Genomic DNA, 24,409 nt, shown 5'->3' with positions numbered 1-24,409 from the left:
GTGGGAGGGACTTCAGTCCCGAAAGCATCGGGACTGAAGTCCCTCCCACAGGAGTGATCAGGGCATATGGCCCAGGTTTTCCGGAGTCAACGGCGCCAGCTTGCCGTCGCTGAAGCTGCGCGGTGTCGTGCGGATATTGGCATCGCCCGGCAGCGCCTTGCCCGCGGCCAGGTGCATCCAGGCGGCGTCCAGCGCACGGTAGCCGTAGGGCATCATCGGCACATAGCGGCTGCCCAGCACCGGCAGCCCGAGGAAGGCGTCGAAATGCTGGGCGTTTTCTATGCGCCAGTAGCGCAGGTCGGCGCCCTGTGCCTTGGCCCAGCGCGCGTAGGCGCCACCGCTGAAGGGCTCGGGCACGAGACCGTCGTCGGCGCCGTGCAGCACGATCATCGGCAGCTGCTTGCGCGGCGGCGCGGCGCGGGTCTGTTCGATGCCGGCGCGCACCTCGCTCCCTGCTTCGGTCCACAGTGCGCGCAGGCACAGGTTGCCACCGAGGGTGGGGTCGGCAGTGGTGGTCAGTTCGCCCACCAGGTTCACGCCCGCGCCCGGCGGGATGCCGCTGGCGTCAGGCCACCAGGCGGCACGTTCGGCCGGCGTCGGTGCGCGCGGCTGGCCATCGGGGCCCAGGGCGGCGAAAGAAAAGCCGCAGGGCATGTCGGCCGGGCCGGTGCGCGCATAAGCCGAGGCGTAGGTGGCATTCACCGCGCGCCAAAGGTCGAAATTGCTGCTGATCACGCCGGCGGCGATGCCGGCATCGGTCCAGCCGCCGTCGAGCAGGTGCTGGCGCGCCTGTTCGGCCTGGACCAGCGGGTCCTTGGCCTCCAGCAGGCCGCGGGCCTTGAGCATGCCGCAGCGCGCCATGCCGGCGACTGACTTTTCACCCTTGGCGCGTGCCAGCACGACGTTGTCGAAGGCCGCGGCATTGAGTGCGCAGGGCATCCACAGCGCGGCGTCGGTCGAATAGTCGTAAAGCGCACGGCCGCCGTCCCCGGGCAGCACGTTGGGCGATATCGCCACGACCGCATCGATGCCGGTGTCCGGCAACTCCGCGGCGCGCAGCACGGCGCCGCCGCCGTTGGAAACACCCACGGCGATCATGCGTGTGTTCGCGAAGGTCCAGGGGCCGTCGTCGGGATGCGCCAGCGACAGCACCTGCAGCGAGAAGCGCGCGGCCTGGGCCACGTGCCGGCCCCAGTCGGCCTCGGGGTTGTCGCCCGAATGCGCGTGTTTGACCGCGATCGGCGCAACGCCATCGCCGGCCGCGCGTGCCGGCACCTTGAACTCCACGGCTTGGCCCGCCTGTGCGAGCTGGCCGTCGAGCGCAAAACCGCGGCCGTCGGCCGTGTCCACGTAGCCGGTGCCGGCGCCCTTGTCGGTGTAGGCCACTGCACAGCCGCGCGGCAGGCCCCAGGCGCCGGCCAGGGCGATGGCGCCGTAGATGCCGCGCGAACCGGAAGAGGCGGTCACCACGATGCAGCGAGCGTCGGAATCGAAGTCGTCGGGCAGTTGCACCATCACCCGGTGCGGCTGCTTTCGGCCGGGCAGCGTCACCAGCGCTTGGTACTCACGGCCCGTCACCGGCGCCAGCGAGCCATAAAACTCGCCGTAACCGCCGCCGGGGGCCAGGTCGGCGATGCCGCGCCAGTTGGTCCAGACCGCGCGCCGGCGAAGTTCGGTCGGCGTCGGCGCGGCCGGGTCCGCGAAAGCCGGCGGCGTCGGGTTGCGCAGCCCGGCGGCGCCCAGGCCGGCCGTCAGCAGATCGTCGCCGTCGCGGTAGGTCCGCAGGTCGATGCCCGCATCGAGGTCCATCGGCGAGGGGCCACCACCGGTGCTGGTGCAGGCGGACAGGGCCAGCGCGAGACCGGCCAGTGGAAGCGAGCGGAGCAGGCGGAGGTTTTTCATGGCCAGACCTTAACAAGGGGGTCCCGGGCCGGCATCGTACCTTGGTACGACGCGCCGCCGCGGGCGCGCTGCTAGGGTGGCCAAAGGCTTTACTGGCAAGGGATTTCCATGGGCGAACGTTTCCTTCAGGGCCGCACGGCCCTGGTCACCGGCTCCACCTCGGGCATCGGCCTGGCGATCGCGCAGGCGCTGGGCGGGGCGGGTGCGCGCGTGGCGCTCAATGGCCTGGGCAGTCACGAGCAGATCGAAGCCGCGGTGGCCTCGGTCTGCCAGGCCGGCGCGCCCGACGCGAGCTTCCTGGACGCCGACCTCGCCGACGCCCACGCCGTCGAGACGATGATGCAAGCGCTGTCGGACTGGGGCCCCGCCGACATCGTGGTCAACTGCGCCGGCGTGCAGCACACGGCGCCGATCGGTGAGATGCCCGCGGCGACCTGGGACAAGCTGATCGCGATCAACCTCAGTGCCGCCTTCCACACCATGCGCCTGGCCCTGCCGGGCATGGTCGGGCGTGGCTTCGGCCGCGTGCTCAACATCGCCTCGGTGCATGGCCTGGTGGCGTCGGTGAACAAATCGCCGTACGTCGCCAGCAAGTTCGGCCTGGTCGGCCTGAGCAAGGTCGCCGCGCTGGAAGTCGCCGGCGCCGGCAGCCGCGACAGCGGCGGCGTCACCGTCAACTGCGTCTGCCCGGGCTGGGTGGAAACGCCGCTGATCGAACCGCAGATCGCCTCGCGCGCCGAAGCCAGCGGCGGCGACCGCGACGCCGGCATCCGTGCGCTGCTGGCCGAAAAGCAGCCCAGCGGCCGCATGTCCCTGCCTGCCGACATCGCCGCAACGGTGCTGTTCCTGTGCCGGCGCGAAGCGCACAACATCACCGGCGCCGCGATCCCCGTCGACGGCGGCTGGACCTCGCAATAGTCCCGCCCACGCCGGGCACCGGGGATAGAATCGACGCGTGACCCGCCTGCTGATCGCCGACGACCATCCGCTCTACCGACTGGCCCTGACCCAGGCGGTGCGCGGCGTGCTGCCGGATGCGCAAATCCACGAAGCCGAGGATCTGCCGGGCGTGCAGGCCGCGCTCGCCGCGTTCCCCGACATCGACCTGGTGCTGCTGGACCTGCACATGCCCGGCAGCCACGGGCTGGTCGGCCTGGCCTCGCTGCGCGCCGAACACCCCGGCGTGGCCGTAGCGATGATCTCGGCGCATGAAGACCCGGCGACCATCCGTCGGGCGCTGGCCTACGGCGCCGCTGGTTACCTGACCAAACGTGCCGACCTGGCCGAGCTGCAGGCGGGCCTGCGCGCGGTGCTCGACTGCGAACAGTGGCTGCCGCCGGCACTGCGCGAGGCGGTGGCCAACGCGCCACCGGAACCGGGCGACCGCGAAACCGCCGCCAAACTCGCGACGCTCAGCCCTCAGCAGTTCAAGGTGCTCACGCGCGTCGCCGAAGGCCGCCTCAACAAGCAGATCGCCGACGAGCTGGGTATCCAGGAACGCACGGTGAAAGCGCACATGAGCGCCATCTTCGAAAAACTCGGCGTGCGCAACCGCACCCAGGCCGGCGTGCTGCTGGGCAGCCTGTCGCTGGCCGATCCCGCCCGCGAAGCCTGATCAGTACCAGTAGGGGATACGCCAGATCGGCGGCGAGTCGTCGTTGCCCGGCTTGGACTCGGGCTGCGGCTGCAGCGCCACCACCAGCTCGTGCCGGCCACGCGACTGGCCGGCCAGCGGGATCATGTAGACCAGCCCGCGCAGGTCGCGCGTGGCGTCGCTGTAGAGCTCGGGCGCCTGCGCCAGCGGCTGGCCGTCAAGCGTCACCGCGAAACCTTCGGCGATGCAGGCCAGCGTGGCCTGGCTGCGCTGCTGCCGGCCGGCGAAGCCAGGCGGCAGGTCCATGGGCTCCGGACAGGCGTCGAGCATTTGCTGGTGCAGTTGGGGAACGAAGGGCACCACCAGCGGCAGGTAGCCCCCCTGCGCCTGCAGGTCCGGGATGTACGGCAGGCGTGGGGACTGCGCGGGCTCGTGCTGGTTGGCGTAGTGCACGTGGCGAACGCTGTTGGCCTGGTTGGCTTCGAGCAGGGGGAAGCGGCCGTACTGCCCCCAGCCCAGGTCGTCCTTCAGGACCGCCACGGCCGTGATGCTGGCAAGGGTCGCGGCGGCTATCAGGCCGCCGACGATCCAGTTGCCGCGACGGTCGCCAACGCTGGTGGTGTAGAGCGTCACCAGCGTGGACGACTCCCGGCCGACCCCGGCCCACGAATAGACCGCCAGGACCGCCTCCATGCCCCGGCGCAGCCAGTGGCCCCGTGGCAGGCGGTCGCCGAAGCGCCGGTCGACCCCCATGACCAGCAGCCAGGGCACCAGCAGCAGGAGCAAGGTGCCCGAGACCCACCTGCCGGCGTGTTCGGCGGTGCCGGTGATGGCGGCCACGACCAGCACCCCCAGCATCAGCAGCGAGCCCAGCACCGTGATCGTCACCATCATCCGGGCCAGGCCGATGCCCAGGCCGAACACGATGGTGGCCTGGTTGTCGGCCTGCTCGATCTGGACCGGCATGGGCTTCCAGCGGGCCATGGTCCAGTCGCGGATGACGGGGCCGTCGCGCATCTTTTCCGTTTTCAGCCCGCCCGGGAACACCGAATCCATGCCGACCAGCGCAACCCAGTAGGCACGCAGCAGCAGGTGCAGCACGAAGGCGACCGTAAGCACGACGACGCCGCACATCAGGTACACCAGCGACACGTCGGCGACTTGCCGCCAGAAGTCGGACAGGCGCGGCGAGACATGGCTGGCCCAGCCCGGCAGCCAGGTCGCCAGCTGCACCAGCGCGAACACCGTGGCGCCCGACAGCAGCAGCTCGACTTCCCAGGTCGGCGTGGTGCGGCGGGGCAGGGTGAGCCGGGTGCCGGGATCGGATTCGGGTGTGGACATGGCCAGGGCAGTAAAAAGGAGCGCTTAGCCTGTCAGACGCCCTGCGGGCCGACAAGGTGACAGTGCTAGCATCCCGCCGCCGGGCGCGTGGCCCGCGAGGGAGTGCGAGGCATGTGGTTTTCACGGCTGGGACGCAGCCTGGCCTGGCTGCTTGGCGCGGCCTGGGCCAGCCCGATGAGCCTGGCGGCGATGGTCGCCGGCCTGCTGGCGTTGCCGTTCGGCGCGAAGCCGCGGGTTTCCGACGGTGCGCTGGTGTTCGAACGGTTTCCCTGGGGCCCGGGCGGGGCCCTGGCCCTGGGCAACGTGGTGCTGCATACGGGCCCGAGCCTGGAAACGACGGTTCGCACCTACGCGGCGGTGGCGACCGGCCAGGCCGGGCCGCGGGTGCGCCTGGGCGACCATGAACGCGCCCACGTCTACCAGGCGATGGTGCTGGGGCCGCTGTTCCTGCCGATTTACCTGGCCTGCGGCGGCATCAGCCACAAAAACCGCTTCGAACAGGCCGCCGACCGGTATGCCCTGACCGGCCGCGGCTGGTGGCCCTGGCCCCGGCCGGCGGCCGTTTGACCGGGCGCAAACCCCTCCGGGCGGGCGCTGTTAAACTGGCTTCACGTCCACATCACCCGGTGCCGCCATGCAGGCCCTCGACTTTCCCGGCTGCGACCAACTGCTCGCGATGATCGACCGCGCGGTGTCCAGCGACTGCCAGCACCAGACCACCGACTGCATCCGCAATGGCCTGGCCGAGCTGATCCGCACCCGCGCGGTGACGCTGCCGGCCTGCGTGCACGAGCCGGTGACCGACCACTACGCCCGCCGCGAGCTCTACCGCTGCGAAAAGTCCGGCTACAGCGTCGTCGCCATGACCTGGGGCCCGGGCCAGGGCACGCCCGTGCACGACCACTCCGGCGTCTGGTGCGTCGAAGGCGTCTGGCAGGGCCAGCTGGAGATCACCCAGTACGCCCTGCGCGAACAGGACGGCGACCGCGTGCTTTTCGAAGCCGTGGGGACCCAGATCGCCGGCGTCGGTTCGGCCGGCAGCCTGATCCCGCCGCACGAGTACCACGCCATCCGCAATCCCAGCGCCGACGCGGTGGCGATTTCGCTGCACATCTACAAGCAGGCCCTGACCTGCTGTTCGATGTTCCAGCCCGAAGCCGATGGCTGGTACCGCAAGGCGCCGCGCCAGCTGGGCCTGGACGAAGCGGCCTAGGCCGGCGTCGCTGGGCTATAATCGCGCCGCCCACGTGCCGGTGTGGCGGAATGGTAGACGCGGGGGACTCAAAATCCCTTGCCAGCGATGGCGTGTAGGTTCGAGTCCTATCACCGGTACCAAGAGCGGGCGCAGGCGCAGCAAGGTCCGGCGCCGATCAGACCGAAGGCGTGGAGCCATCCACGCCTTTTTTCTTTTCTAGAGCTTACCGAGGAACCCGCCGATCGCGGGCCCGAAGCGCTCGATGTCGACCAGGAAGGCGTCGTGGCCCTGCGGGGATTCCAGGGCCATGAATTCGGAATCAGCGCCGCCGGCGCGCAGGCCGTCGGCGACCTGCTCCTGCTGCTGCAGCGGGAACAGGATGTCGGTGTGCACGCCGATCGCCAGCGCACGTTCCAGGCGGATACCCGCCAGCGCCTTCATGACGTCGCCGCCGCCGTATTCGGCCGCGTCGAACCAGTCCATCGAGCGGCTCAGGTACAGGTAGCAGTTCGGGTCGAAGGTGCGCACGAAGCGGCGCGCGTGGCCCTCGAGGTAACGTTCGACCTCGAATTCCAGGCCGAAGGGGTCGTCTTCCCGGCATTCGCTGTCCAGGCGCACGCGGCCGAAGCGGCCGTCCCATTCCATCGCCGACCGGTAGGTCACCACGCCCAGCTTGCGGGCGATGCGCATGCCGTTTTCGGGGTAGGCGTGGTCGTCGTAGTGGCCCTGGTTCCAGTTCGGGTCCAGGCGGATGGCTTCGCGCTGCAACGAACGGATGGCGATCGAGAAGGGCAGGGCGCGGGCGCTGCCGGACACATTGACGTGTGAACGCGCGATGCCGGGGAATTGCAGCAGCAGCGCCAGCGCGCTCATGCCGCCCATGGAGTTGCCGATGACGCTGGCCAGGCAGTCGATGCCCAGCGCCTGCAGCAGGTGGCGGGCGGCGCGCGCGCCGTCCTCGATCGACAGGTCCGGGAAATCCAACCGGTAGGGCTGGCCGGTGCCGGGGTTGACCGAGGCCGCGCCGGTGCTGCCCTTGCAGCTGCCCAGCGGGTTGACGCAAACGACGAACCAGCGGTCCGTGTCGATCGGCTTGCCCGGGCCCAGCATGGCTTCCCACCAGCCCGGCTCCGGGTTGCCCGCGTTCGCCGCGGCGTGGGCGTTGGGCGACAGCCCCGGCAGGATCAGGATGGCGTTGTCGCGGGCGGGGGAGAGTTCGCCCCAGGTTTCGTAGGCCAGCATCGCGCCTTCAAGCGCGCCGCCGCGCTTGAAGGGGAAGGGGCCGGGTAGTTCGACGAAACGGGTGGACGGCGGGATCGATTCGCTCATTGCACCACTTTAGCAATCACCAGCGTCGCATTGGCTCCGTCGGCCACGTCCAGTTCCAGGGCTTCGGCTTCCAGGTCGCCGGGGCTGGCGCCAGCGTCGCCGGAGCGCGAGACCCGCGCCATCAGCAACACGCGGTCCTGGCCGGAGAGTTTTTGCGCCGGCATCAGGCCGTCGGCATCCGACAGCGACACCGTGACCGGAAAACCCTCGGCCGGCAGGCGCTTGACCGCCACCGGCAGGCCGCCTTCGAGCGTGCGCGCGAACACGTACAGGGTGGCGTTCGGCGGCAGTTGCCCGGCCAGGGCCGGATCAAGCGCCACCGTGACCGCCAGGCCGGGCCCGGCCGCGGCTTCCGGCGCCGGTTCCAGCGGCGGCAGGCCGGCCTGTTCGCGCGCCGTGTCCAGCTGCGGGCGCAGGGCCTTTGCGGTGTTGGCGTCGACCAGCGGCAGCAGGCTGCCCCAGGTGGCGGCGGCGTCGGCGGGGCGGCCGGCCTGCAGCTGCTGGGCGCCCAGGTAGAACAGCGCGCGCTGGTGGTCCGGGCGCAGCTGCACGGCGCGTTCAAGCAAGGCCACGGCGTCGGCCGGGAAGCGGCCGTCGGGCGCGGCGCGCATGCGGGCATCGGCCAGTTCGACCATCAGGTCGGGTTCTTCGGGCAGCAGGGCCTGGGCCTTGCCGAAGGCGTCGGCCGCACCGGGCCAGTTGCCCCGGGCGGCATGGCTGCGGCCCAGCAGCACCCAGCCTTCGACGCTGCCCGGTTCGTCGGCCAGGCGGCGTTCGAGCTGCACGATGGCTTCTTCGAGCGTCTCCGGGGCCTTGACCTGGGCCGGGTCGAGCGCATCGGGCGAGCCCAGCAGGGCGTAGAGCCCGGCGGTGCCCACGCCCAGGGCCAGGGCCAGGGCCAGCGCGCTGCGGCGGGCACCGGTCCAGAGCGGACGCAGCGCGAAGGCCACCAGCACCAGCACGACGGCCAGGGAGGCCAGCACGAAAACCGTCATCGTCACCACTCCTGCCCGTCGTCGGGGCTCGTTTCCGCGGGGGCCTGGCGCGAGCGGCGCTTCACCACCACGACCACCACGACGGCGCCGCCCAGCAGCAGCGCGGCGGGGCCGAACCACAGCAGCCAGGTGGCCGGGCGCACCGGGGGATCGTAGAGCACGAATTCGCTGTACCGCGCGACAAGATAATCCTTGATCTCGTCGTCGGACTTGCCTTCGCGCATCAGTTCCAGCACCTGCAGGCGCAGGTCCTGGGCGATCTGGGCATTGGAGTCGGCCAGCGACTGGTTCTGGCACATCACGCAGCGCAGCTCGGCCGACAGGTCGCGGAAGCGGGCCTCTTCGGCGGCGTCGCGGAACTCGATGGGCTCGAAGGCGGCGGCGCCCAGCGAAAGCACCAGCAGCAGGCCGAGCAGCCAGGCCCTCATTCCAGCGACTCCAGCACGGGCAGCAGCTGTGCCTGCACCACCTCGGGCGTCAGCGGTCCGACGAACTTCCAGCGGATGAAGCCTTCGGCATCGACCAGGAAGGATTCGGGCGCGCCGTAGATGCCCCAGTCGAGGGCGGCGCGGCCTTCGACGTCGGCGATCACCAGGGCGTAGGGATTGCCGAACTGCTGCAGCCAGCGGCGCGCGTCGTCGGATTCGTCCTTGTAGTCGTAGCCGATCACGCGCAGGCGGCCGGATTCGGCCAGGTCGGTGATCACCGGGTGTTCGTCGCGGCAGGCCGGGCACCAGCTGCCCCAGACGTTTAGCAGGTAGGGTTCGCCCAGCAGGTCGTCGCGGGTGATGATCCGTTCGGGTTCGTCGAGCACCGGCAGCGCGAAATCGGGCGCCATCTTGCCGATCAGCGGCGAGGGGATCGCGCTGGTGTCCTTGCCCGAGTTCATCATCACGCCCACGCCCAGCAGCAGGGCCAGCGCGGCGAAGGCCAGCAGCGGCAGCAGTCGGTTCATCATGCGGGCGCTCCTGGCGTGGCGGGGCGGCGGAAGCGGCGGTCCAGGACCACCACGAAACCACCGGCGGCCATGAACAGCGAACCCAGCCAGATCAGCCGGATCCAGGGTTTGACGTAAAGGCGCAGTGCCCAGCCGCCGCTCTGGTCCAACGGTTCGCCCAGCGCGACGTACAGGTCGCGGTGCAGGCCGCCGTGCAGCGCGGCTTCGGTCATCACCTGGCCGCCGGCGGCGTAGGCGCGCTTTTCCGGGTGCATGACCGCGATCTCGCGGCCATCGCGCGACACCACCACGGTGCCGCGGTCGGCGAGGTAGTTCGGGCCCTGGTGCTTTTCCACGCCTTCGAAAGCAAAGTCGTAGCCGCGCAGTTCGAACACCTGGCCCGGTCGCGCGGCGACGTCACGTTCGATGCTGGTCGATTCGGTGATGAAGACGCCGGCCACGAAGATGCCGATGCCGGCGTGCGCCAGCAGCATGCCGGTCATTTCGGCGGTGAAGCGTGCGCCCTTGCTGGTCGAACGCAGGCGTTGCCAGACGAAGCGCGCCGTGCCGGCAAGGATCCAGACCGCGCCGAGCAGGCCGACGGCGGTTTTGGTGGTGCCGTAGGGCCAGGTGAAAAACACGACGACGCCAACCACCACCGCCAGCACCGCCCACGGCGCCAGCCAGCGCACCGGCTGCGAAAGGTCTTCGCGCTGCCAGCGCATCAGCGGGCCGAAGGGCACCAGCGCCACGAGCGGCGCCATCAGCAGGATGAACAGCAGGCCGAAGTAGGGCGGACCCACCGAAATCTTGCCCAGGTCCAGCGCCTCGGCCAGCAGCGGATACAGCGTGCCGAGCAGGATCATCGCCGCGGCCGCGGTCAGCAGCAGGTTGTTGGCCAGCAGGAAGGTTTCGCGCGAGGACGCGGCGAAGGGTTTGCCGGTCTCGAGTTTCGGCGCACGCAGCGCATAAAGCAGCAGCGAACCGCCGATCACGATGACCAGGAAGGCCAGGATGAACATGCCGCGCTCCGGGTCCGAGGCGAAGGCATGCACGCTGGTCAGCACGCCCGAGCGCACCAGGAAGGTGCCCAGCAGCGACAGCGAAAACGCCGCGATCGCCAGCAGCAGGGTCCAGCCGCGGAAGCTGCCGCGTTTTTCGGTGACCGCCTGCGAGTGCAGCAGCGCGGCGCCAACCAGCCAGGGCATGAAGCTGGCGTTTTCGACCGGGTCCCAGAACCACCAGCCACCCCAGCCCAGTTCGTAATAGGCCCAGAAGCTGCCCAGCGCGATGCCCAGGGTCAGGAAGGCCCAGGCGACGTTGGTCCAGGGCCGGCTCCAGCGCACCCACTGCGCATCCACCTTGCCGTCGATCAGCGCGGCCACCGCGAAGGCGAACGCCACCGCGAAGCCGACGTAGCCCATGTACAGCAGGGGCGGGTGGAAGATCATGCCCGGGTCCTGCAGCAGCGGGTTCATGTCGCGGCCTTCCACGGCGCCCGGCAGCAGGCGTTCGAACGGATTGGACGTGAACAGGGTGAAGGCAAGGAAACCCAGCGCCACCATGCCCATCACCGCCAGCACGCGCGCCACCACCGGGGCCGGCAGGCGGCGCGAAAAACGCGCGACCAGGGCGGTCCAGAACACCAGGAACAGCAGCCACAGCAGCAGCGAGCCTTCGTGTGCGCTCCACACCGCCGTGTATTGGTAGATGCGCGGAAGCAGCGAGTTCGAGTTCTGGGCCACGTAGGCCACCGAGAAGTCGTGCACCAGGAAGGCCCAGGTCAGCAGGGCGTAGGAAACGGCCACCGCCGCCAGCAGCGCGTAGGCCAGCGGACGCGCCGTGGCCATCCAGGCCGCATGGCCGCGGTGGGCACCCAGCAGCGGCACCACCGACAGCGCCAGCGACAGCATCAGCGCCAGCGCCAGGCTGACCAGGCCAAGTTCGGGCAGCACCTAGTAGCCTCCCGGCGCGGCGTCGTCGGCCTTCTTGTCGTCGACCTTGTGCTTTTCGTGGGCCTTGCCCATGGCTTCGGCGACTTCGCGCGGCATGTACTGTTCGTCGTGCTTGGCCAGCACCTGGGTGGCATGGAATTCGTCGCCGACCCGGCGACCAGTGGCGATGACCGCCTGGTTTTCGCGGAACAGGTCGGGAAGGATGCCCTCGAAGCGCGCGGTCATCACCGCGTCGCCGTCGGTGACGCCGAAGCTGACCCTGAGCGTGCCTTCCTCGCGCCGGAGACTGTCCTTGGCGACCATGCCGCCCAACCGGAACACGGCCTGGTCGGCGGCTTCGCCGGCATACACCTGGCTGGGCGTGTACAGGTAGGTGATGTTCTCGCGCAGGGCCAGGGTGACCAGGCCGGCGGCGACCGCCGAGGCGGCGACCAGGCCCAGGACCAGCCAGAGGCGGCGCTTGCGGGTGGGATGCATCATGGGGTGTTGTTTCCTTGGCGGGCCGATTCGCGGCGGGCGCGCATGGCGATGGCGCGGCGGGTACGCTGGATGCGCCAGCGCGGCACCACGAAATCCCAGGCCAGGTAGAGGGCGAAGACGGCGTAGGCGCCGACCACGTATTCGAGGTAGCTCACGGCGACTTCTCCACGCTGGCGCGTGCCCAGTCCTTGCCGGCCTCGCGCTCGAGGTTGTCGGCGCGCGCACGCTGCAGCAGCGACCCGACGAACCAGAACTTGGTGGCGAACACCATCACCCACAGCGGCCAGGCCATCGAGGCATCCATGGTCGATTCACCAAACAGCTTGATGGTGGCGCCCTGGTGCAGCGAGTTCCACCACTCCACCGAATAACGGATGACCGGCAGCAGGGCCACGCCGACGATGGCCAGGAAACTGGCGGCGCGCGCGGCCGCGCGGCGGTCTTCGATGGCCGAATACAGGCCGATCACGCCCAGGTACATGAAAAGCAGCACCAGTTCGGAGGTCAGGCGCGGGTCCCAGTCCCACCAGGTGCCCCACATCGGCTTGCCCCAGATCGAACCGGTGGCCAGGGTAACGGCGGTGAACAGCGCGCCCACCGGCGCGCAGGCCATGGCCAGGATCTCGGCCAGCTTGATGCGCCAGATCAGCGCGATCGCGGCGTAGAAAGCCATCAGCCCATAAACGAACAGACTCATCCAGGCCGCCGGCACGTGGATGTAGAGGATGCGGAAACTGTCGCCTTGCTGGTAATCGGCCGGCACCACCAGCAGCGCGCCGTAGAGGCCGATGGCCATGCCGACCAGTCCCAGGCCGAACCCCCAGGGCGTCCAGCGCGCGGCGAAGCGGTCGAAGGTCGGGGGCGAACCGAGTTGGTGGAACCAGAGCAGGACGGGATTCACGGCGGCGTTTTCAGGTCAGGGCGATACGGATCGCCGCAGCGGCGACGAGCGGGGCAAGCACGATGGCAAGGACCAGGCCGGCGGCCATCAGCAGCAGGGCGCCGACCCAGGGCAGGCCCTGCGCGGCGGCCATCACGCTGCCTGCCCCGAACACCAGCACGGGCAGGAAAAGAGGCAGCGCCAGCAGGGCCAGAAGCATACCAGAGCGCCTAATCCCGACCGTCAACGCCGCCACCACCGCGCCCAGCAGGCTCAGCAGCGGCGTGCCCAGCAACAGCGAGACCAGCAGCACCGGCAGGAGTTCCTCGGGCAGGTACAGCAGTTGCGCCAGCACCGGCGTCAGCAGCACCAGGGGCAGGGCGGTGGTGACCCAGTGCACGGCCACGCGCACGGCGATCAGCCAGGCCAGCGGCACCGGCGCCAGCAGCATCTGTTCAAGGCTGCCGTCCTCGAGGTCGCCACGGTAAAGCGAATCGAGCGCCAGCAGACCCGCCAGCAGCACCGCCACCCACAGCACGCCCGGTGCGATGCGCGCCAGCTGCTGCGGATCGGCGCCCAGCGCCAGCGGGAACAGCGCCACCACCATCACAGCGAACAGCATCGGCTGCGCCGCATCGCCGCGCCGGCGCCAGACCAGGCGCAGGTCGCGCCGGGCCTGGGCGCGGGCCACCGCCAGCAGGGACGGCACCGGGCTCACGCCGGTCTCCGCGACGGGGCGAGTTCAAGCGTGCGCACCGGCACCGGCGGCGCGGCATAGGCGCCGTGGGTGGTGAGCAGCACCGCGCCGCCTGTACCCAGGTGCGCCTGGATCAGGCGGTTCACCAGGGCGATGCCGTCGAGGTCGAGGTTGGCATAGGGCTCGTCGAGCAGCCACAGCGGCGCCGACTGCAGGCGCAGCCGTGCCAGGCCCAGGCGCTTGTTCTGGCCGGCCGAAAGCCGGCGCGCCGGGCTGTCCTCGTAACCCGCCAGGCCTACGTCGGCCAGGGCCTGTTCCAGGTCCAGGCCGGTCGGTGCGCCGGCGAGCGCACGGGCGAACTCCAGGTTCTCCAGCGTCGCCAGTTCGGCCTTGTGGCCCGGCAGGTGGCCCAGGTAGGCGCTGCCGCGGGCGAGGTGGTCGCGGTCGACGATGTTGCCGGCCAGGCGCACTTCGCCGGCGTCGGCGGGCAGCAGGCCGGCCAGCACCCGCAGCAGGGTGGTCTTGCCGGCGCCGTTGCCGCCGAGCACCAGCAGGGCCTCGCCGGCCGGCAGCACGAAGTCGAGCGGACCGAACACGGGTTCGTCGTTGCGCGCGAAACACAGCCCGCGGGCTTGCAGCAGCGGGACGTCGGCGGCCGGGGAAGGAGTCATCGCGGCGGCATGCTACCGGCTCGTCCGGGGCCGCGCCATGACGGGGATCAAGCCCCTCCGGCCCGGGCATGCCTGCCCCGGCGCAAAGGCCGGTTCAGGCAGGTGAAAAACACTGTCCGTGTCTCCTTTTGATATTGGGGCGCTCGTGCGGGACAATCGGACGTTCGTTCACTTGCAGGATGTTTCCATGCGCGCCAGCCCCCTCATGCTTGCCATCGCCCTGGGCCTCGGCCTTCCCCTGGCCACCCAGGACGCCGGTGCGCGTTCGACCGCACCCGCGAAGGCCCAGGCTGGCGTCCAGGACACCTGGATCGTGGTGTTCGAGGAAGCCCCCGCGGCCAGCTTCCGCGGCTTCAAGCCCGGCGACAACCAGCGGCCGAAGCTTGCCGCCACCAGCCCTGCGGCCACGGGCGCGACCAAGTACGACTCGCGCAGCGCCGCCGCCCGCGACTACGTGGACTACCTGGGCGACCTGCGCGACCTGCGCCTGTCCGATTTTTCGGCGCGCCTGGGCCGCCAGCTGGCGCCTGTCTACACCTATTCGCACGCCACCAACGGCGTCGCCCTGAAGCTGACGGACGCGGAGGCGCATATGCTGCGCGGCCAGCCCGGCGTGGCCAGCGTCACCCGTGACTACATCATTCCGCTCAACACCTCCAACGGGCCGGAGTGGATCAATGCCGACGAGATCTGGAGCGGCGCCGTCACCGGCACCGCGCGCCGCGGCGAAGGCGTGGTGGTGGGCGTCATCGACTCGGGCATCAACCGCAACCACGTCGCCTTCAGCGGCGCCGGCCACACCAATCCCCTGGGTGGCTTCCGCGGCTACTGCGTCAGCAACCCGTCGGCCTGCAACAACAAGCTGATCGGCCTCTACGACTTCACGGTCAGCAACGATGGCAACGCCGACCCCGTCGACACCGGCGGCCACGGCACCCACGTCGCGGCCACCGCGGTGGGCAACCCGTTCGGCGCCGCCGACTTCACCGGTGTCGCCCCGCGCGCCAACCTGATCGTCTACCGCGCCTGCGAGGACGGCTGCCCCACCAGCGCCACCATCCGGGCCATCGACCAGGCGGTTGCCGACGGCGTGGACGTCATCAACTATTCGCTCGGCAGCGACCCCCTCGATCCCTACTACTTCTTCGAAGTTCCCTACTACCATGCCGCCGAGGCCTTCCTCGCCGTGCGCGAGGCCGGCATCATCGGCGCCGTGGCCGCGGGCAACGACGGCCCGGAAGCCGGCACCGTCGGCAGCCCCAGCGCTTCGCCGTGGACCTTCGGCGTGGCCGCCGCCACGCACGACCGCAACGGTGCCGACAACGCCGACCTGCTGGCCTCGTTCAGCGGCCGCGGCCCGGTGGTGCCCTTGAGCGTGGTCAAGCCCGACATCACCGCGCCCGGCGTTTCCATTATTTCGGCGGGCCATACAGGTACGACCTCGATCGCCCAGATGAGCGGCACCTCGATGGCGACGCCGCACGTCGCCGGCGCCGCCGCGCTGGTCAAGTCCACCAACCTCGCGCTCAATGCCGACCAGGTGATGTCGGCCCTGCACCTCACCGCGCGCCCGTCGGTGCGACGTGCGAAACCGTTGCCGCCGGCCACGCCGCATGAACAGGGTTCGGGCATGGTCGACGTGGCCAAGGCGGCGCGGGCCGGCCTGTACCTCGAGGTGCCCGCCGGCGCCTTCCGCGCCGCACGTTCAAACGTGTTCACCGGCGGCGCCGAGAACCTGAACCTGCCGACCATGGCGCACGCCGCCTGCTTCCAGACCTGCACCCTGACGCGCAGTTTCAAGGCGATGCCGGGCGCCGCCGGCACCACCTACAGCGTGCAGGCCAGCCTGGCGAGCGGCGCCACCATCACGCCCAGCGTGACCAGCTTCTCCGCCAGCACGGGCGGCACCTCGGTGGACTTCACCATCACGGCCCAGGATGCCTCGCTGGTCGACCAGTGGCTCTATGGCGAGGTCGTGCTGGTCAATACCAGCGGCAATGGCCGCCCCGACCTGCGGCTGCCGCTGGCCGTGTATTTCACGCCGCTGTCGGACGAATCGGGCGTGCCGGCCGAGATCCGCATCGAGACCGACCACGAGCGTGGCTTCGTGGACGTCGACATGCATTCGCTGCTGGCGCTTCCGGACGCGCGTTTTGTCGCCACCGAGCTGGGCGAAGCCAGCGTGCAGGTGCGCGACATTCCCGTCGACCCGACCCGGGACGAAGCGTTCGACGACGTCTCGCAGAACTACAGCGAGACCTTCCAGGTGCCGGCCGGTTCCGGCGAATCCTTCCGCATCCGCGTCTCGACCGAGGCGGCGGATCCGGACATCGACCTGTTCGTGGGCCGCGACGCCAACGCCAACGGCCTGCCGGACGAAAGCGAGGTGCTTTGCAGCTCGACGACCTCGACGTCCAATGAACTGTGCAGCTTCGACGTCAACGGCGTGGGCAACCCGCAGACCTTCTGGTTCATGGTCCAGAACTGGGACGGCCCCGGGCAGGACGTGAGCATCAGCCGGGCCGTCGTGCCCACCTCGCCCGGTTCGGGTGAGCAGCTGGTGGCGACCGGTCCGGGCAATACCGACGTCAACCAGCCGTTCACGGTGCGCGTGGGCTACGACGACCCGGGCATGGGCCAGGGCCAGGAGCGCGTCGGCCTGATCGCCATCCAGAACGAACCGGGTGCGACGATCCTGGAAGTCCCGGTGCGCATCAAGCGTACAGGCAACACGCCGTCGCCCTTCGCCCTGTCCTCCGGGCAGGCGCGCGAGGTGCTGCTGGCCGCGGGCGCCGCGCATGAAACCCTGGTCTTCGACGTGCCGGCCAATGCCACGTCGGTGAGCTTCCAGACCCAGGGCAGCGGTTCGGTGTCGCTGTACGCCGCCCACGTGCAGAATCCGACCGGTCCGGTCATCGCGCCGGCACCGGCGCGCGGCGCCGCCGGGGTGCTGTCCGCCACCGGCGCCGGCGCCAACCAGACCATCACGGTCACCGGCGCCACCCTGCAGCCGGGTCGCTGGTACGTGACCCCGGTCAACACCGGCGGCAGCGCCACGTCGGTGGACGTCAGCGCCACCATCAACACCAGCACCGGCACGCTCAAGGTCAAGGGCGGCTCGTATTACGCGCCGTCCCGCGGTGGCCACGGCATCTTCATGTACCCGGCCGGCGCCGAGCAGGCGGTGCTCTGGTACACCTACTTCCAGGACGGCACGCCGACCTGGTACTACATGCAGGCGCCGCAGCCGGGTGCCAACGGCAGCTGGACCACGCCGATCTACCGCGCGTCCTGGAACGGTTCGGCCAACCACCTGGTGGAAGTGGGCGAAGCGGTCATGACGGCCACGACCGACAGCCAGTTCAGCTTCGCCTACAACCTCGACGGTTTCACCGGCGTCGAATCGATGGACGCCTTCCTCACGGGCTGTCCGGCGATCAGCGGGCAGCCGGTGGACGCCAGCGGCAACTGGTTCGACCCGGCGCGCGCGGGCAGCGGCTACAGCGTGCAGCTGGCGACCAACTACGAGTTCTTCGCCGCGTTCATCTACGACGACATCGGCGTGCCGCGCTTCCTGGCGGCCGAACGTGGCGGCGCCTTCAACGCCGGCGCCGGCGCGATCCAGCTCGACCAGCTGCAGGGCTTCGCGCCGCTGGGTGCCCATTCGGCGCCGGTGCGTTCGCCGGTCGGCACGCTCAGCCGGCAGTTCACCGGCAATGCCCTGACCGGCATCAACGTGGCCGCCACCTTCGGCAACGGCGTGTCGGGCGGCTGGAACGTCAATGATGCGGTGGTGACGCTGGGTGATACCCAGGGCTGCGCGCCCTGATCCACGGCCGCCAGGCCGGAACCCCGGGAAGCGGCCTTCGGGCCGCTTCTTTCGTATGATCGTCCCGTCCCCCGAACTGGAAGCAAAAATGCGACTGGAAACCAAGCTGCCCAAGGTCGGCACCACCATCTTCACGGTCATGTCCCAGCTGGCGCTGGAGCACAAGGCGGTGAACCTGGGGCAGGGCTTTCCGGACTTCGCCGTGCCGCAGCGTCTGGTGGACGCGCTGTCGCGTGCCATGGCCGAAGGTCGCAACCAGTACGCGCCGATGCACGGCGTGCCGGCCCTGCGCCAGGCCATCGCCGCCAAGACGGCGCGCTGTTATGGCCGCGAGGTCGACCCCGACGCCGAAATCACCGTCACCAGCGGCGCCAGCGAGGCGATCTTCGACGCGGTACTGGCGGTGGTTCGGCCGGGCGAGGAAGTGGTGGTGCTGGACCCGTGTTACGACTGCTACGAGCCGGCGATCGACCTGGCCGGCGGCGTCGCGGTGCACGTGCCGCTGGACCCGCAGGACTTCACCGTGGACTGGCAGCGGGTGCGCGAAGCGATCTCCCCGCGCACGCGCATGCTGATGATCAACAGCCCGCACAACCCCTCGGGCGCGATGCTGACCGAAGGCGACATGCGCGAGCTGGCCAGCCTGCTGCGCGACACGTCCATCGTGCTGCTGTCGGACGAAGTGTACGAACACATCGTCTTCGACGGCGCCCGCCACGAAAGCGTGCTGCGCCATCCCGAACTGGCCGAACGCGCCTTCGTGGTGTCGAGCTTCGGCAAGACCTACCACTGCACCGGCTGGAAGGTGGGTTACGCGGTGGCGCCGCCGGCGCTGACCGCCGAGTTCCGCAAGGTGCACCAGTACAACACCTTCTGCACCTTCGCCCCGGCGCAGTTCGCCTTCGCCGAGATGATCGAGCACGAGCCCTCGCACCACGAACAGCTGGGTGAGTTCTACGAAAGCAAGCGCGACCGCTTCCGCGAACAGCTGCAGGGCACGAAGCTGCGGCCGCTGCCGGTGCCGGGCGGCTATTTCCAGCTGGTGGACTATTCGGCGGTGAGCGACCTGTCCGATGCCGAGTTCTGCCGCTGGCTGACCGTCGAGAAGGGCGTGGCGGCGATCCCGCTGTCGCCGTTCTACGCCCGGCCGCCCGAGGGCCAGCGCCTGGCGCGCCTGTGTTTCGCCAAGGAAGCGGCCACGCTCGATGCCGCCATCGAACGGCTCAAGGCGCTCTGAACATGGACGACCTTCGTGTCTCGCTGGTCCAGGGCGACACCCTCTGGCACGACCCGGCCGGCAACCGGCGCCTGTATGCCGACATGATGGCGCCGCTGGCGGGCCAGACCGACCTGGTGCTGCTGCCGGAAACCTTCACCTCGGGTTTCAGCAATCAAGCGCTGGCGGACGCCGAAACCATGGACGGGCCAACGGTCGCCTGGCTGCGCGACCAGGCGCGGGCGCTGGATGCGGTGGTCACCGGCAGCGTGCAGATCCGCGACGGCGAGGGCGTCTACAACCGCATGCTCTGGGCCACGCCCGAGGGTGGGTTGCAGCATTACGACAAGCGCCACCTGTTCCGCATGGCCCGCGAACACGAGCGTTACGCCGCCGGCCGCCGGCCGATGACGGTGGAACTCAAGGGCTGGCGGGTGCGCCCGCTGGTCTGCTACGACCTGCGCTTCCCGGTGTTCATCCGCAACCGCTTCGACGCGGAGGCGCCGGGGCGCTTCGACTACGACCTGCTGCTGTTCGTGGCCAACTGGCCGGCGCCGCGCCGGCACGCCTGGCGCACCCTGCTGATGGCAAGGGCGATCGAGAACCTGGCCTGCGTGGCGGCGGTGAACCGCGTCGGCAGCGACGGCAACGGCATCGCCTATGCCGGCGACAGCGCCGTGCACGACTTCCTGGGCATGCCGCAGGTGGAACTGGGCGACCAGCCGCAGGTGGCGACCGCCGTGCTGTCGGCGGCGCGACTGGCCGAACACCGCGAACGTTTCCCGGCCCAGCTCGACGCCGACCGCTTCAGCCTGCTCGACTGATTCAGCGGCGGGCGGCGACCATCACGCGCTTGCCGTAGCGCAGCTGTTCGTAGCCGTCCGCCGGCACCGGCAGCACGCGCACGTCGCGAAAGCCCACCTTGCGCAGCACCCAAAGCAGGGCTTCGAGGCTGGGCACCAGGCAGATGCCGGTGGTGGAGGTCTCGGGGCCGTGGGTTTCTTCGGTTTCATCGACGATGGCGAAGTTGCCCATCATCGGTTTGACGAAGGTGTGGTGGCCATAATCGAGCGGCCCCGACAGGTTGGGCGCGACCTGGGTTTCGACCAGGCACAGGCCGCCCTCGGCGGTCAGCGCATGGGCGGTGCGCAGGGCGCCGACCGGGTTTTCCAAGTGGTAGATCAGGCCCAGGCACAGCACCAGGTCGGCGCGGCCGGTGGCGGCGGCGTCGAGTGCATGCACGTCGGCCTGTTCGAAGGGCAGGTCGCGGCCGCAGCCGGCGGCCGCCAGGCGCGCGTGTTCGACATGGTCGGCGCGGGCGTCGAAACCGCGCACGCGACCGAAGCCCAGGTCCTGCAGTTGGTGGGCGAACCAGCCTTCGTGGCAGGCCAGGTCGATGGCGGCCAGCGTTTCACGCGGCAGGTCGCCGAAGTGCGACTGCACGGCCTCGCTCAACATCGCCAGGCGCGTGGTGTGCACCGGCGCCACTTCGGGCGGCGGGTAGGTGGGCACCACCTGGCCGGAAGCGAGGCGGAACGGGTAGAACCACTGCCGGGCCAGGCAGCGTGCCTCGACGTCGGTCATCGGTCAGTCGTCCGAGGGCAGGCCTTCGGGGCGCTTGGGCTTGAAGCCACGCGGGCCGCCGCCGGCTTTCTGTCCGCCGCCGCCACCGCCGCCGGGGCGACGCGGGCCGCCGGGTTTCTTGGGCCCAGCGTAAGGGCTGGCGCCGGCATTGCCACCGGGCCGGCCGCCGCCGCCCGGCCGGCCACCGCCGGGCCGGCCACCGGCGGGTTTGCCCGCGGCAGGGCGGGCGCCGTAGGGACTGGCCGGCTTGCCGGGGCGTGCGCTGCGCGGCGGCGCGACCTTGGAGCCGGTTTCCACGCCTTCGGGCACGTACCAGCTGCGGAAGGCCGCCGGATTGGCGTCGTGGCCACCGTGGTGGGTCGGCTGCGCGTCGCCGCGCGGGCCGCGCGGCTTGCCGCGCTTGGCGCCGGCCGGGCCCTGGCCGGGGCCGCCGATGCGGTTGCCGAAGTTGTCGTCGCGGGCACCGCCGCGGCCGGGGCCACGCTTGCCCTTGCCGGGACCCGCACCCGCGCCGCCGCCCGGGCGGCCGCGGCCGCGGCCACGCGGCTCTTCGCGCACATTGTCGAAGCGGCGCAGCTCGCGCGACTCTTCGTCGATCGAGCCGTTGACGTAAGAAGTCTGCTTGCGGTCCTTGCCGACGCGGATTTCGGTCGGGCGCGACTTGCGCTGGCCGATGACCGGCTGCAGCGTCAGCACCGCGGGCTTGTCCTCGAGCTTGAACTGGGCGCGCAGCTTGTCCACCTGCGCCTGCGGCAGTTCTTCGCTGTGGCCGCGCTTGAGCGGCCGCGGCAGCGGGGTCGAGCCATAACGAACGCGCTTGAGGCGGCTGACCTGGAAACCCTGCGATTCCCACAGCCGGCGCACTTCGCGGTTGCGGCCTTCGCTGAGCACCACGTTGAACCAGGCGTGCGAATCGGAGCTGCCGATGCGTTCGATCGAATCGAACTTGGCCAGCCCGTCCTCGAGTTCGACGCCCTTGGCCAGGCGCTGCACAACGTCCTCGGCGACCTCGCCGTGGATGCGGCAGACGTATTCGCGCTGGATGTTGGACGACGGATGCATCAGCGCATTGGCCAGCTCGCCGTCGGTGGTGAGCAGCAGCAGGCCGGTGGTGTTGATGTCCAGGCGGCCGACCGCGATCCAGCGCGAGCCCTTCAGGCGCGGCAGGGCTTCGAACACGGTCGGGCGGCCCTCGGGGTCGTCGCGCGTGGTCACTTCGCCTTCGGGCTTGTTGTACAGCAGCACGCGCGCCGGTTCGGTCAGGGCGCTGGCCACGAAAACCTTGCCGTCGAGTTCGACGCGGTCGCCGCTGCAGACCGACTGGCCGGTGCGGGCGACCTCGCCGTTGACCTTGACCAGGCCCTGGGCGATGCGGTCTTCGAGCGCGCGGCGGGAACCGAGCCCGGCCTGGGCCAGCACCTTGTGCAGGCGCTCTTCGGCCTTGGCGGCGGCGGGCTGGCTGCCCTTTTCCTTGAGTGAAAGGACTTTCTTGGGGGTGTTGCTCATGACGATTGCTCCGGCGCGGCGTCTTCGCCGGCCTCTTCAGAAGGGGAGGGGGTGGCCGCGATGTCCTGGGCCACGGCCGCGGCGGCGACGCCGGCGGGCATGTCGAAAGGCAGCTGGGGCTCGAGTTCGGAGATGTCCTTGAGCTCCGCCAGCGGCGGCAGCTCGTCGAGGCTCTTGAGCCCGAAGTAGTCCAGGAAGGCCTTGGTGGTGCCGAACAGCGCCGGCTTGCCCGGCACGTCGCGGTGGCCAACGACGCGAACCCATTCGCGTTCCTCGAGCAGCTTGACGGTGTTGGTGCTGACCGCCACGCCGCGGATCTGTTCGATCTCGCCGCGGGTGATCGGCTGGCGGTAGGCGATCAGCGCCAGGGTTTCGAGCGTGGCGCGGGTGTATTTGGCCTGGCGTTCGGTCCACAGCCGCGCCACCCACGGGTGAACATCGGCCTTGACCTGGAAGCGGAAGCCGGAGGCCACCTCGACCAGTTCGACGCCGCGGTCGGCGCAGGCCTCGCGCAGTTCGTCCAGGGCCTGCTGCAGGCTGCCGTTGGGCGCGGGCTCGTCCTCGGGGAACAGGCCGGCCAGCTGGGCCAGGGTAAGCGGTTGCGGGGCCGCCAGCAGGGCGGCCTCGACGATGTGTCGGATCAGGGTCTGGTCCATGGGGCTCGCGGGTCCGGGGTCAGTCGTTCGGCGCGTCGGCGCCGGTGTGATCGGAAGTCGGGTCGGGCAGGGCGGCTTCGACGTCGGTGTCGTCGTCGCTGGCGGCCAGTGACTTGACGTAGATGGGCGCCAGCGGCGCTTCCTGCACGATCTCGAGCAGCTGTTCCTTGGCCAGCTCGAGGATGGAAAGGAAGGTCACCACCACGCCCAGGCGGCCTTCCTCGACGGTGAACAGGGTCTGGAAGCCGTGGAACTGGCGGTCCGAGAGCCGGCTGAGCACCTCGCCCATGCGCTGGCGCACGCTTAGCGCCTCGCGGCGGATCGCGTGGTGGGTGTACAGGTCGGCGCGCTTGAGGACGTCGCGCAGGGCCAGCAGCATCTCGGTCAGGTCCACCGGCGGCGGCGCCTTGACGGCGCTGCGGTCGGGCACGTGCACCGAGGCCAGGGCGGTGTCGCGGTCGAGCCGATCGAGCTGGTCGATGTCTTCGGCGGCTTTCTTGTAGCGTTCGTATTCCTGCAGGCGGCGCACCAGCTCGGCGCGCGGGTCGGCTTCGTGGCCTTCCTCCGCCGGTGGGCGCGGCAGCAGCATGCGCGACTTGATCTCGGCCAGGATCGCGGCCATCACCAGGTACTCGGCGGCCAGTTCGAAGCGCATGTCCTGCATCACCCCGATGTAGTCCACGTACTGCCGGGTGATCTCGGCGACGGGGATGTCCAGGATGTCCAGGTTCTGGCGGCGGATCAGGTAAAGCAGCAGGTCCAGCGGCCCTTCGAAGGCCTCGAGGAACACCTCGAGCGCATCCGGCGGGATGTACAGGTCCTGCGGCATCTGCAGCACCGGCTGGCCCTTCACCAAGGCCAGCGGCATTTCCTGCTGCTGGGGGTGCGGGGCGCGCGCGGCGTCCTGCGCGATCGGTTCGCTCATCGGCGGCTCATGCAATGTTCGTGGGCTCTCATCGAGCGGGGGCCCCTCCGGCCCGGGTGTTCGGGTGCTACAGCGCCACGGGATGGAAACCCTGGCGGATGACTTCGGGCTCATCGCCCGTGCAGTCGACGATGCTGGTGGGCCCGGGCTCGCAGTCCTCGGCATCCAGCATCACGTCGACCCAACGCAACCAACGTTCAGCGACCTGCTCGGCCTCGTGGCTGTTCGGATGTTCTTCGTCCGGCAGCACCAGGCTGGTGGACAACAGGGGTTCACCTACGGACTCCAGCACCATCCGGATCACGCCATGGTCGGGCAGGCGGATGCCGATGTCGCGGCGCTTGCTGCGGCCGGCGTTCTTGATGCGCTTGGGCAGGTCCGGGGAGGCTGGCAGGATGAACGTGCATGGCCCCGGGGTCAGCGATCTGAGCAGCCTGAAGGCTGGATCGTCGAGCCGGGCCAGGCGGCCAGCCTCACTCAATTGCCGACAGAGTAAGGTGAAAGGGTGCCGGCTGTCCAGTTCGCGCAGCCGCTGGACCCTTTCCTCGGCATCCCGGGCCTCCAGGCCCCAGGCCAGGGAATAGCCGGCATCGGTCGGCACCAGGGCCAGCCCGCCGCCGCGGATCACGGCCACCGCCTTGTCCACGAGGCGCTGCTGCGGGTTGACCGGGTGCACCATCAATCGTTCTGCCATGCCCGATTGTGCCCGGGAACCGG

The 24,409-nt window shown here is 70.1% G+C and carries 23 protein-coding genes, 1 tRNA gene and 1 pseudogene; 8 read left to right on the top strand and 17 right to left on the bottom strand.

The window, feature by feature from the left end:
- Positions 1-57: 57 nt before the first annotated feature.
- On the bottom strand, positions 58-1,902 hold the full coding sequence (locus tag IEX13_RS07065) for a 3-hydroxybutyrate oligomer hydrolase family protein (RefSeq protein ID WP_188662538.1): 1,845 nt from the start codon (positions 1,900-1,902) through the stop codon (positions 58-60).
- A gap of 108 nt (positions 1,903-2,010) precedes the next feature.
- On the opposite strand from IEX13_RS07065, the gene IEX13_RS07060 reads away from it, so the two are divergent.
- On the top strand, positions 2,011-2,820 hold the full coding sequence (locus IEX13_RS07060) for a 3-hydroxybutyrate dehydrogenase (protein ID WP_188662536.1): 810 nt from the start codon (positions 2,011-2,013) through the stop codon (positions 2,818-2,820).
- Positions 2,821-2,857: 37 nt separating this feature from the next.
- A complete protein-coding gene (locus IEX13_RS07055; protein ID WP_188662534.1) occupies positions 2,858-3,517 on the top strand; it encodes a response regulator in 660 nt (219 codons plus the stop codon).
- Here IEX13_RS07055 and IEX13_RS07050 read toward each other — a convergent pair whose 3' ends face one another.
- On the bottom strand, positions 3,518-4,837 hold the full coding sequence (locus IEX13_RS07050) for a hypothetical protein (protein WP_188662532.1): 1,320 nt from the start codon (positions 4,835-4,837) through the stop codon (positions 3,518-3,520).
- 111 nt (positions 4,838-4,948) lie between these two features.
- Here IEX13_RS07050 and IEX13_RS07045 point away from each other — a divergent pair, with 111 nt between their 5' ends.
- The 3 genes from IEX13_RS07045 to IEX13_RS07035 all read left to right on the top strand — a co-directional run bounded on the left by IEX13_RS07045 (position 4,949) and on the right by IEX13_RS07035 (position 6,172).
- The gene (locus IEX13_RS07045; protein ID WP_188662530.1) at positions 4,949-5,404 is read left to right on the top strand and encodes a hypothetical protein; all 456 of its coding nucleotides are present in this window, start codon (positions 4,949-4,951) and stop codon (positions 5,402-5,404) included.
- Between the two features lie 67 nt (positions 5,405-5,471).
- Positions 5,472-6,050 (top strand): cysteine dioxygenase family protein, encoded by a 579-nt coding sequence (locus IEX13_RS07040; RefSeq protein WP_188662528.1) that lies wholly within the window; start codon positions 5,472-5,474, stop codon positions 6,048-6,050.
- Positions 6,051-6,086: 36 nt separating this feature from the next.
- Positions 6,087-6,172: transfer RNA gene (locus IEX13_RS07035), tRNA-Leu, on the top strand.
- A gap of 76 nt (positions 6,173-6,248) precedes the next feature.
- Here the strand turns inward: IEX13_RS07035 and metX are convergent.
- Genes metX through ccmA form a run of 10 tightly spaced genes read right to left on the bottom strand, consistent with a single transcriptional unit; the run spans position 6,249 to position 13,976 of the window.
- On the bottom strand, positions 6,249-7,361 hold the full coding sequence (gene metX / locus IEX13_RS07030; RefSeq protein ID WP_188662526.1) for a homoserine O-acetyltransferase MetX: 1,113 nt from the start codon (positions 7,359-7,361) through the stop codon (positions 6,249-6,251).
- Positions 7,358-8,356 carry a tetratricopeptide repeat protein gene (locus tag IEX13_RS07025; protein WP_188662523.1) on the bottom strand — a complete coding sequence of 333 codons (999 nt, stop codon included), beginning with the start codon at positions 8,354-8,356 and terminating at the stop codon, positions 7,358-7,360. Before IEX13_RS07025 ends, metX begins: the two co-directional genes overlap by 4 nt.
- 2 nt (positions 8,357-8,358) lie before the next feature.
- Positions 8,359-8,784 (bottom strand): cytochrome c-type biogenesis protein, encoded by a 426-nt coding sequence (locus tag IEX13_RS07020; RefSeq protein WP_188662522.1) that lies wholly within the window; start codon positions 8,782-8,784, stop codon positions 8,359-8,361.
- Positions 8,781-9,311, bottom strand: coding sequence for a DsbE family thiol:disulfide interchange protein (locus tag IEX13_RS07015; protein WP_188663062.1), 531 nt, complete (start codon positions 9,309-9,311; stop codon positions 8,781-8,783). Before IEX13_RS07015 ends, IEX13_RS07020 begins: the two co-directional genes overlap by 4 nt.
- Complete coding sequence (locus tag IEX13_RS07010; protein WP_188662520.1) at positions 9,311-11,248, bottom strand: heme lyase CcmF/NrfE family subunit; 1,938 nt, start codon at positions 11,246-11,248, stop codon at positions 9,311-9,313. The genes IEX13_RS07015 and IEX13_RS07010 overlap by 1 nt, the downstream gene beginning before the upstream one ends.
- Positions 11,249-11,725: a cytochrome c maturation protein CcmE gene (ccmE, locus tag IEX13_RS07005; protein ID WP_188663060.1), complete on the bottom strand. Its 477-nt coding sequence runs from the start codon at positions 11,723-11,725 to the stop codon at positions 11,249-11,251. It lies immediately after the preceding gene.
- Positions 11,725-11,883, bottom strand: a complete 159-nt coding sequence (ccmD, locus tag IEX13_RS07000; RefSeq protein WP_188662518.1) for a heme exporter protein CcmD — start codon at positions 11,881-11,883, stop codon at positions 11,725-11,727. Before ccmD ends, ccmE begins: the two co-directional genes overlap by 1 nt.
- Positions 11,880-12,629, bottom strand: a complete 750-nt coding sequence (gene ccmC / locus IEX13_RS06995; protein ID WP_188662516.1) for a heme ABC transporter permease CcmC — start codon at positions 12,627-12,629, stop codon at positions 11,880-11,882. Before ccmC ends, ccmD begins: the two co-directional genes overlap by 4 nt.
- Before the next feature lie 10 nt (positions 12,630-12,639).
- The gene (ccmB, locus tag IEX13_RS06990) at positions 12,640-13,326 is read right to left on the bottom strand and encodes a heme exporter protein CcmB (protein ID WP_188662514.1); all 687 of its coding nucleotides are present in this window, start codon (positions 13,324-13,326) and stop codon (positions 12,640-12,642) included.
- Positions 13,323-13,976 (bottom strand): heme ABC exporter ATP-binding protein CcmA, encoded by a 654-nt coding sequence (ccmA, locus tag IEX13_RS06985; protein ID WP_188662512.1) that lies wholly within the window; start codon positions 13,974-13,976, stop codon positions 13,323-13,325. The genes ccmB and ccmA overlap by 4 nt, the downstream gene beginning before the upstream one ends.
- Positions 13,977-14,163: 187 nt before the next feature.
- On the opposite strand from ccmA, the gene IEX13_RS06980 reads away from it, so the two are divergent.
- The 3 genes from IEX13_RS06980 (at position 14,164) to IEX13_RS06970 (ending at position 19,845) form a co-directional block, all read left to right on the top strand.
- Positions 14,164-17,805 carry a S8 family serine peptidase gene (locus IEX13_RS06980; RefSeq protein WP_188662510.1) on the top strand — a complete coding sequence of 1,214 codons (3,642 nt, stop codon included), beginning with the start codon at positions 14,164-14,166 and terminating at the stop codon, positions 17,803-17,805.
- Between the two features lie 88 nt (positions 17,806-17,893).
- Positions 17,894-19,042, top strand: a complete 1,149-nt coding sequence (locus IEX13_RS06975) for a pyridoxal phosphate-dependent aminotransferase (RefSeq protein WP_188662508.1) — start codon at positions 17,894-17,896, stop codon at positions 19,040-19,042.
- 2 nt (positions 19,043-19,044) lie between these two features.
- Entirely contained in the window at positions 19,045-19,845 is an 801-nt protein-coding gene (locus tag IEX13_RS06970; RefSeq protein ID WP_188662506.1) for an amidohydrolase, read from the top strand.
- A 1-nt stretch (position 19,846) separates the two neighbouring features.
- Here the strand turns inward: IEX13_RS06970 and IEX13_RS06965 are convergent, their stop codons facing one another.
- The 5 genes and pseudogenes from IEX13_RS06965 to IEX13_RS06945 form a co-directional block, all read right to left on the bottom strand.
- Positions 19,847-20,605 (bottom strand): class I SAM-dependent methyltransferase, encoded by a 759-nt coding sequence (locus IEX13_RS06965; protein WP_188662504.1) that lies wholly within the window; start codon positions 20,603-20,605, stop codon positions 19,847-19,849.
- Positions 20,606-20,608: 3 nt separating this feature from the next.
- Positions 20,609-22,111 carry a 23S rRNA pseudouridine(2605) synthase RluB gene (rluB, locus tag IEX13_RS06960; RefSeq protein WP_188662502.1) on the bottom strand — a complete coding sequence of 501 codons (1,503 nt, stop codon included), beginning with the start codon at positions 22,109-22,111 and terminating at the stop codon, positions 20,609-20,611.
- A 100-nt stretch (positions 22,112-22,211) separates the two neighbouring features.
- A pseudogene (gene scpB, locus IEX13_RS06955) lies at positions 22,212-22,767 on the bottom strand (SMC-Scp complex subunit ScpB); the annotation flags it as partial.
- 19 nt (positions 22,768-22,786) lie between these two features.
- Positions 22,787-23,692 (bottom strand): segregation and condensation protein A, encoded by a 906-nt coding sequence (locus IEX13_RS06950; protein WP_188662498.1) that lies wholly within the window; start codon positions 23,690-23,692, stop codon positions 22,787-22,789.
- A gap of 67 nt (positions 23,693-23,759) precedes the next feature.
- Complete coding sequence (locus IEX13_RS06945) at positions 23,760-24,386, bottom strand: L-threonylcarbamoyladenylate synthase (RefSeq protein ID WP_188662496.1); 627 nt, start codon at positions 24,384-24,386, stop codon at positions 23,760-23,762.
- Positions 24,387-24,409 lie beyond the last annotated feature (23 nt).

Origin of the sequence: Arenimonas soli, assembly GCF_014643775.1 — a bacterium.
GTDB classification, from domain to species: domain Bacteria; phylum Pseudomonadota; class Gammaproteobacteria; order Xanthomonadales; family Xanthomonadaceae; genus Arenimonas; species Arenimonas soli.
This window is presented reverse-complemented; position numbering and strand designations above follow the sequence as displayed.

Excerpts from the sequence above, each read along its gene's own strand:
- IEX13_RS07065 (WP_188662538.1), bottom strand. The coding sequence starts at position 1,902 with ATGAAAAACCTCCGCCTGCTCCGCTCGCTTCCACTGGCCGGTCTCGCG.
- IEX13_RS07060 (WP_188662536.1), top strand. The coding sequence starts at position 2,011 with ATGGGCGAACGTTTCCTTCAGGGCCGCACGGCCCTGGTCACCGGCTCC.
- IEX13_RS07050 (WP_188662532.1), bottom strand. The coding sequence starts at position 4,837 with ATGTCCACACCCGAATCCGATCCCGGCACCCGGCTCACCCTGCCCCGC.
- IEX13_RS07045 (WP_188662530.1), top strand. The coding sequence starts at position 4,949 with ATGTGGTTTTCACGGCTGGGACGCAGCCTGGCCTGGCTGCTTGGCGCG.
- IEX13_RS07040 (WP_188662528.1), top strand. The coding sequence starts at position 5,472 with ATGCAGGCCCTCGACTTTCCCGGCTGCGACCAACTGCTCGCGATGATC.
- metX (WP_188662526.1), bottom strand. The coding sequence starts at position 7,361 with ATGAGCGAATCGATCCCGCCGTCCACCCGTTTCGTCGAACTACCCGGC.
- IEX13_RS07025 (WP_188662523.1), bottom strand. The coding sequence starts at position 8,356 with ATGACGGTTTTCGTGCTGGCCTCCCTGGCCGTCGTGCTGGTGCTGGTG.
- IEX13_RS07020 (WP_188662522.1), bottom strand. The coding sequence starts at position 8,784 with ATGAGGGCCTGGCTGCTCGGCCTGCTGCTGGTGCTTTCGCTGGGCGCC.
- IEX13_RS07015 (WP_188663062.1), bottom strand. The coding sequence starts at position 9,311 with ATGAACCGACTGCTGCCGCTGCTGGCCTTCGCCGCGCTGGCCCTGCTG.
- ccmE (WP_188663060.1), bottom strand. The coding sequence starts at position 11,725 with ATGCATCCCACCCGCAAGCGCCGCCTCTGGCTGGTCCTGGGCCTGGTC.
- ccmA (WP_188662512.1), bottom strand. The coding sequence starts at position 13,976 with ATGACTCCTTCCCCGGCCGCCGACGTCCCGCTGCTGCAAGCCCGCGGG.
- IEX13_RS06980 (WP_188662510.1), top strand. The coding sequence starts at position 14,164 with ATGCGCGCCAGCCCCCTCATGCTTGCCATCGCCCTGGGCCTCGGCCTT.
- IEX13_RS06975 (WP_188662508.1), top strand. The coding sequence starts at position 17,894 with ATGCGACTGGAAACCAAGCTGCCCAAGGTCGGCACCACCATCTTCACG.
- IEX13_RS06970 (WP_188662506.1), top strand. The coding sequence starts at position 19,045 with ATGGACGACCTTCGTGTCTCGCTGGTCCAGGGCGACACCCTCTGGCAC.
- IEX13_RS06965 (WP_188662504.1), bottom strand. The coding sequence starts at position 20,605 with ATGACCGACGTCGAGGCACGCTGCCTGGCCCGGCAGTGGTTCTACCCG.
- rluB (WP_188662502.1), bottom strand. The coding sequence starts at position 22,111 with ATGAGCAACACCCCCAAGAAAGTCCTTTCACTCAAGGAAAAGGGCAGC.
- IEX13_RS06950 (WP_188662498.1), bottom strand. The coding sequence starts at position 23,692 with ATGAGCGAACCGATCGCGCAGGACGCCGCGCGCGCCCCGCACCCCCAG.
- IEX13_RS06945 (WP_188662496.1), bottom strand. The coding sequence starts at position 24,386 with ATGGCAGAACGATTGATGGTGCACCCGGTCAACCCGCAGCAGCGCCTC.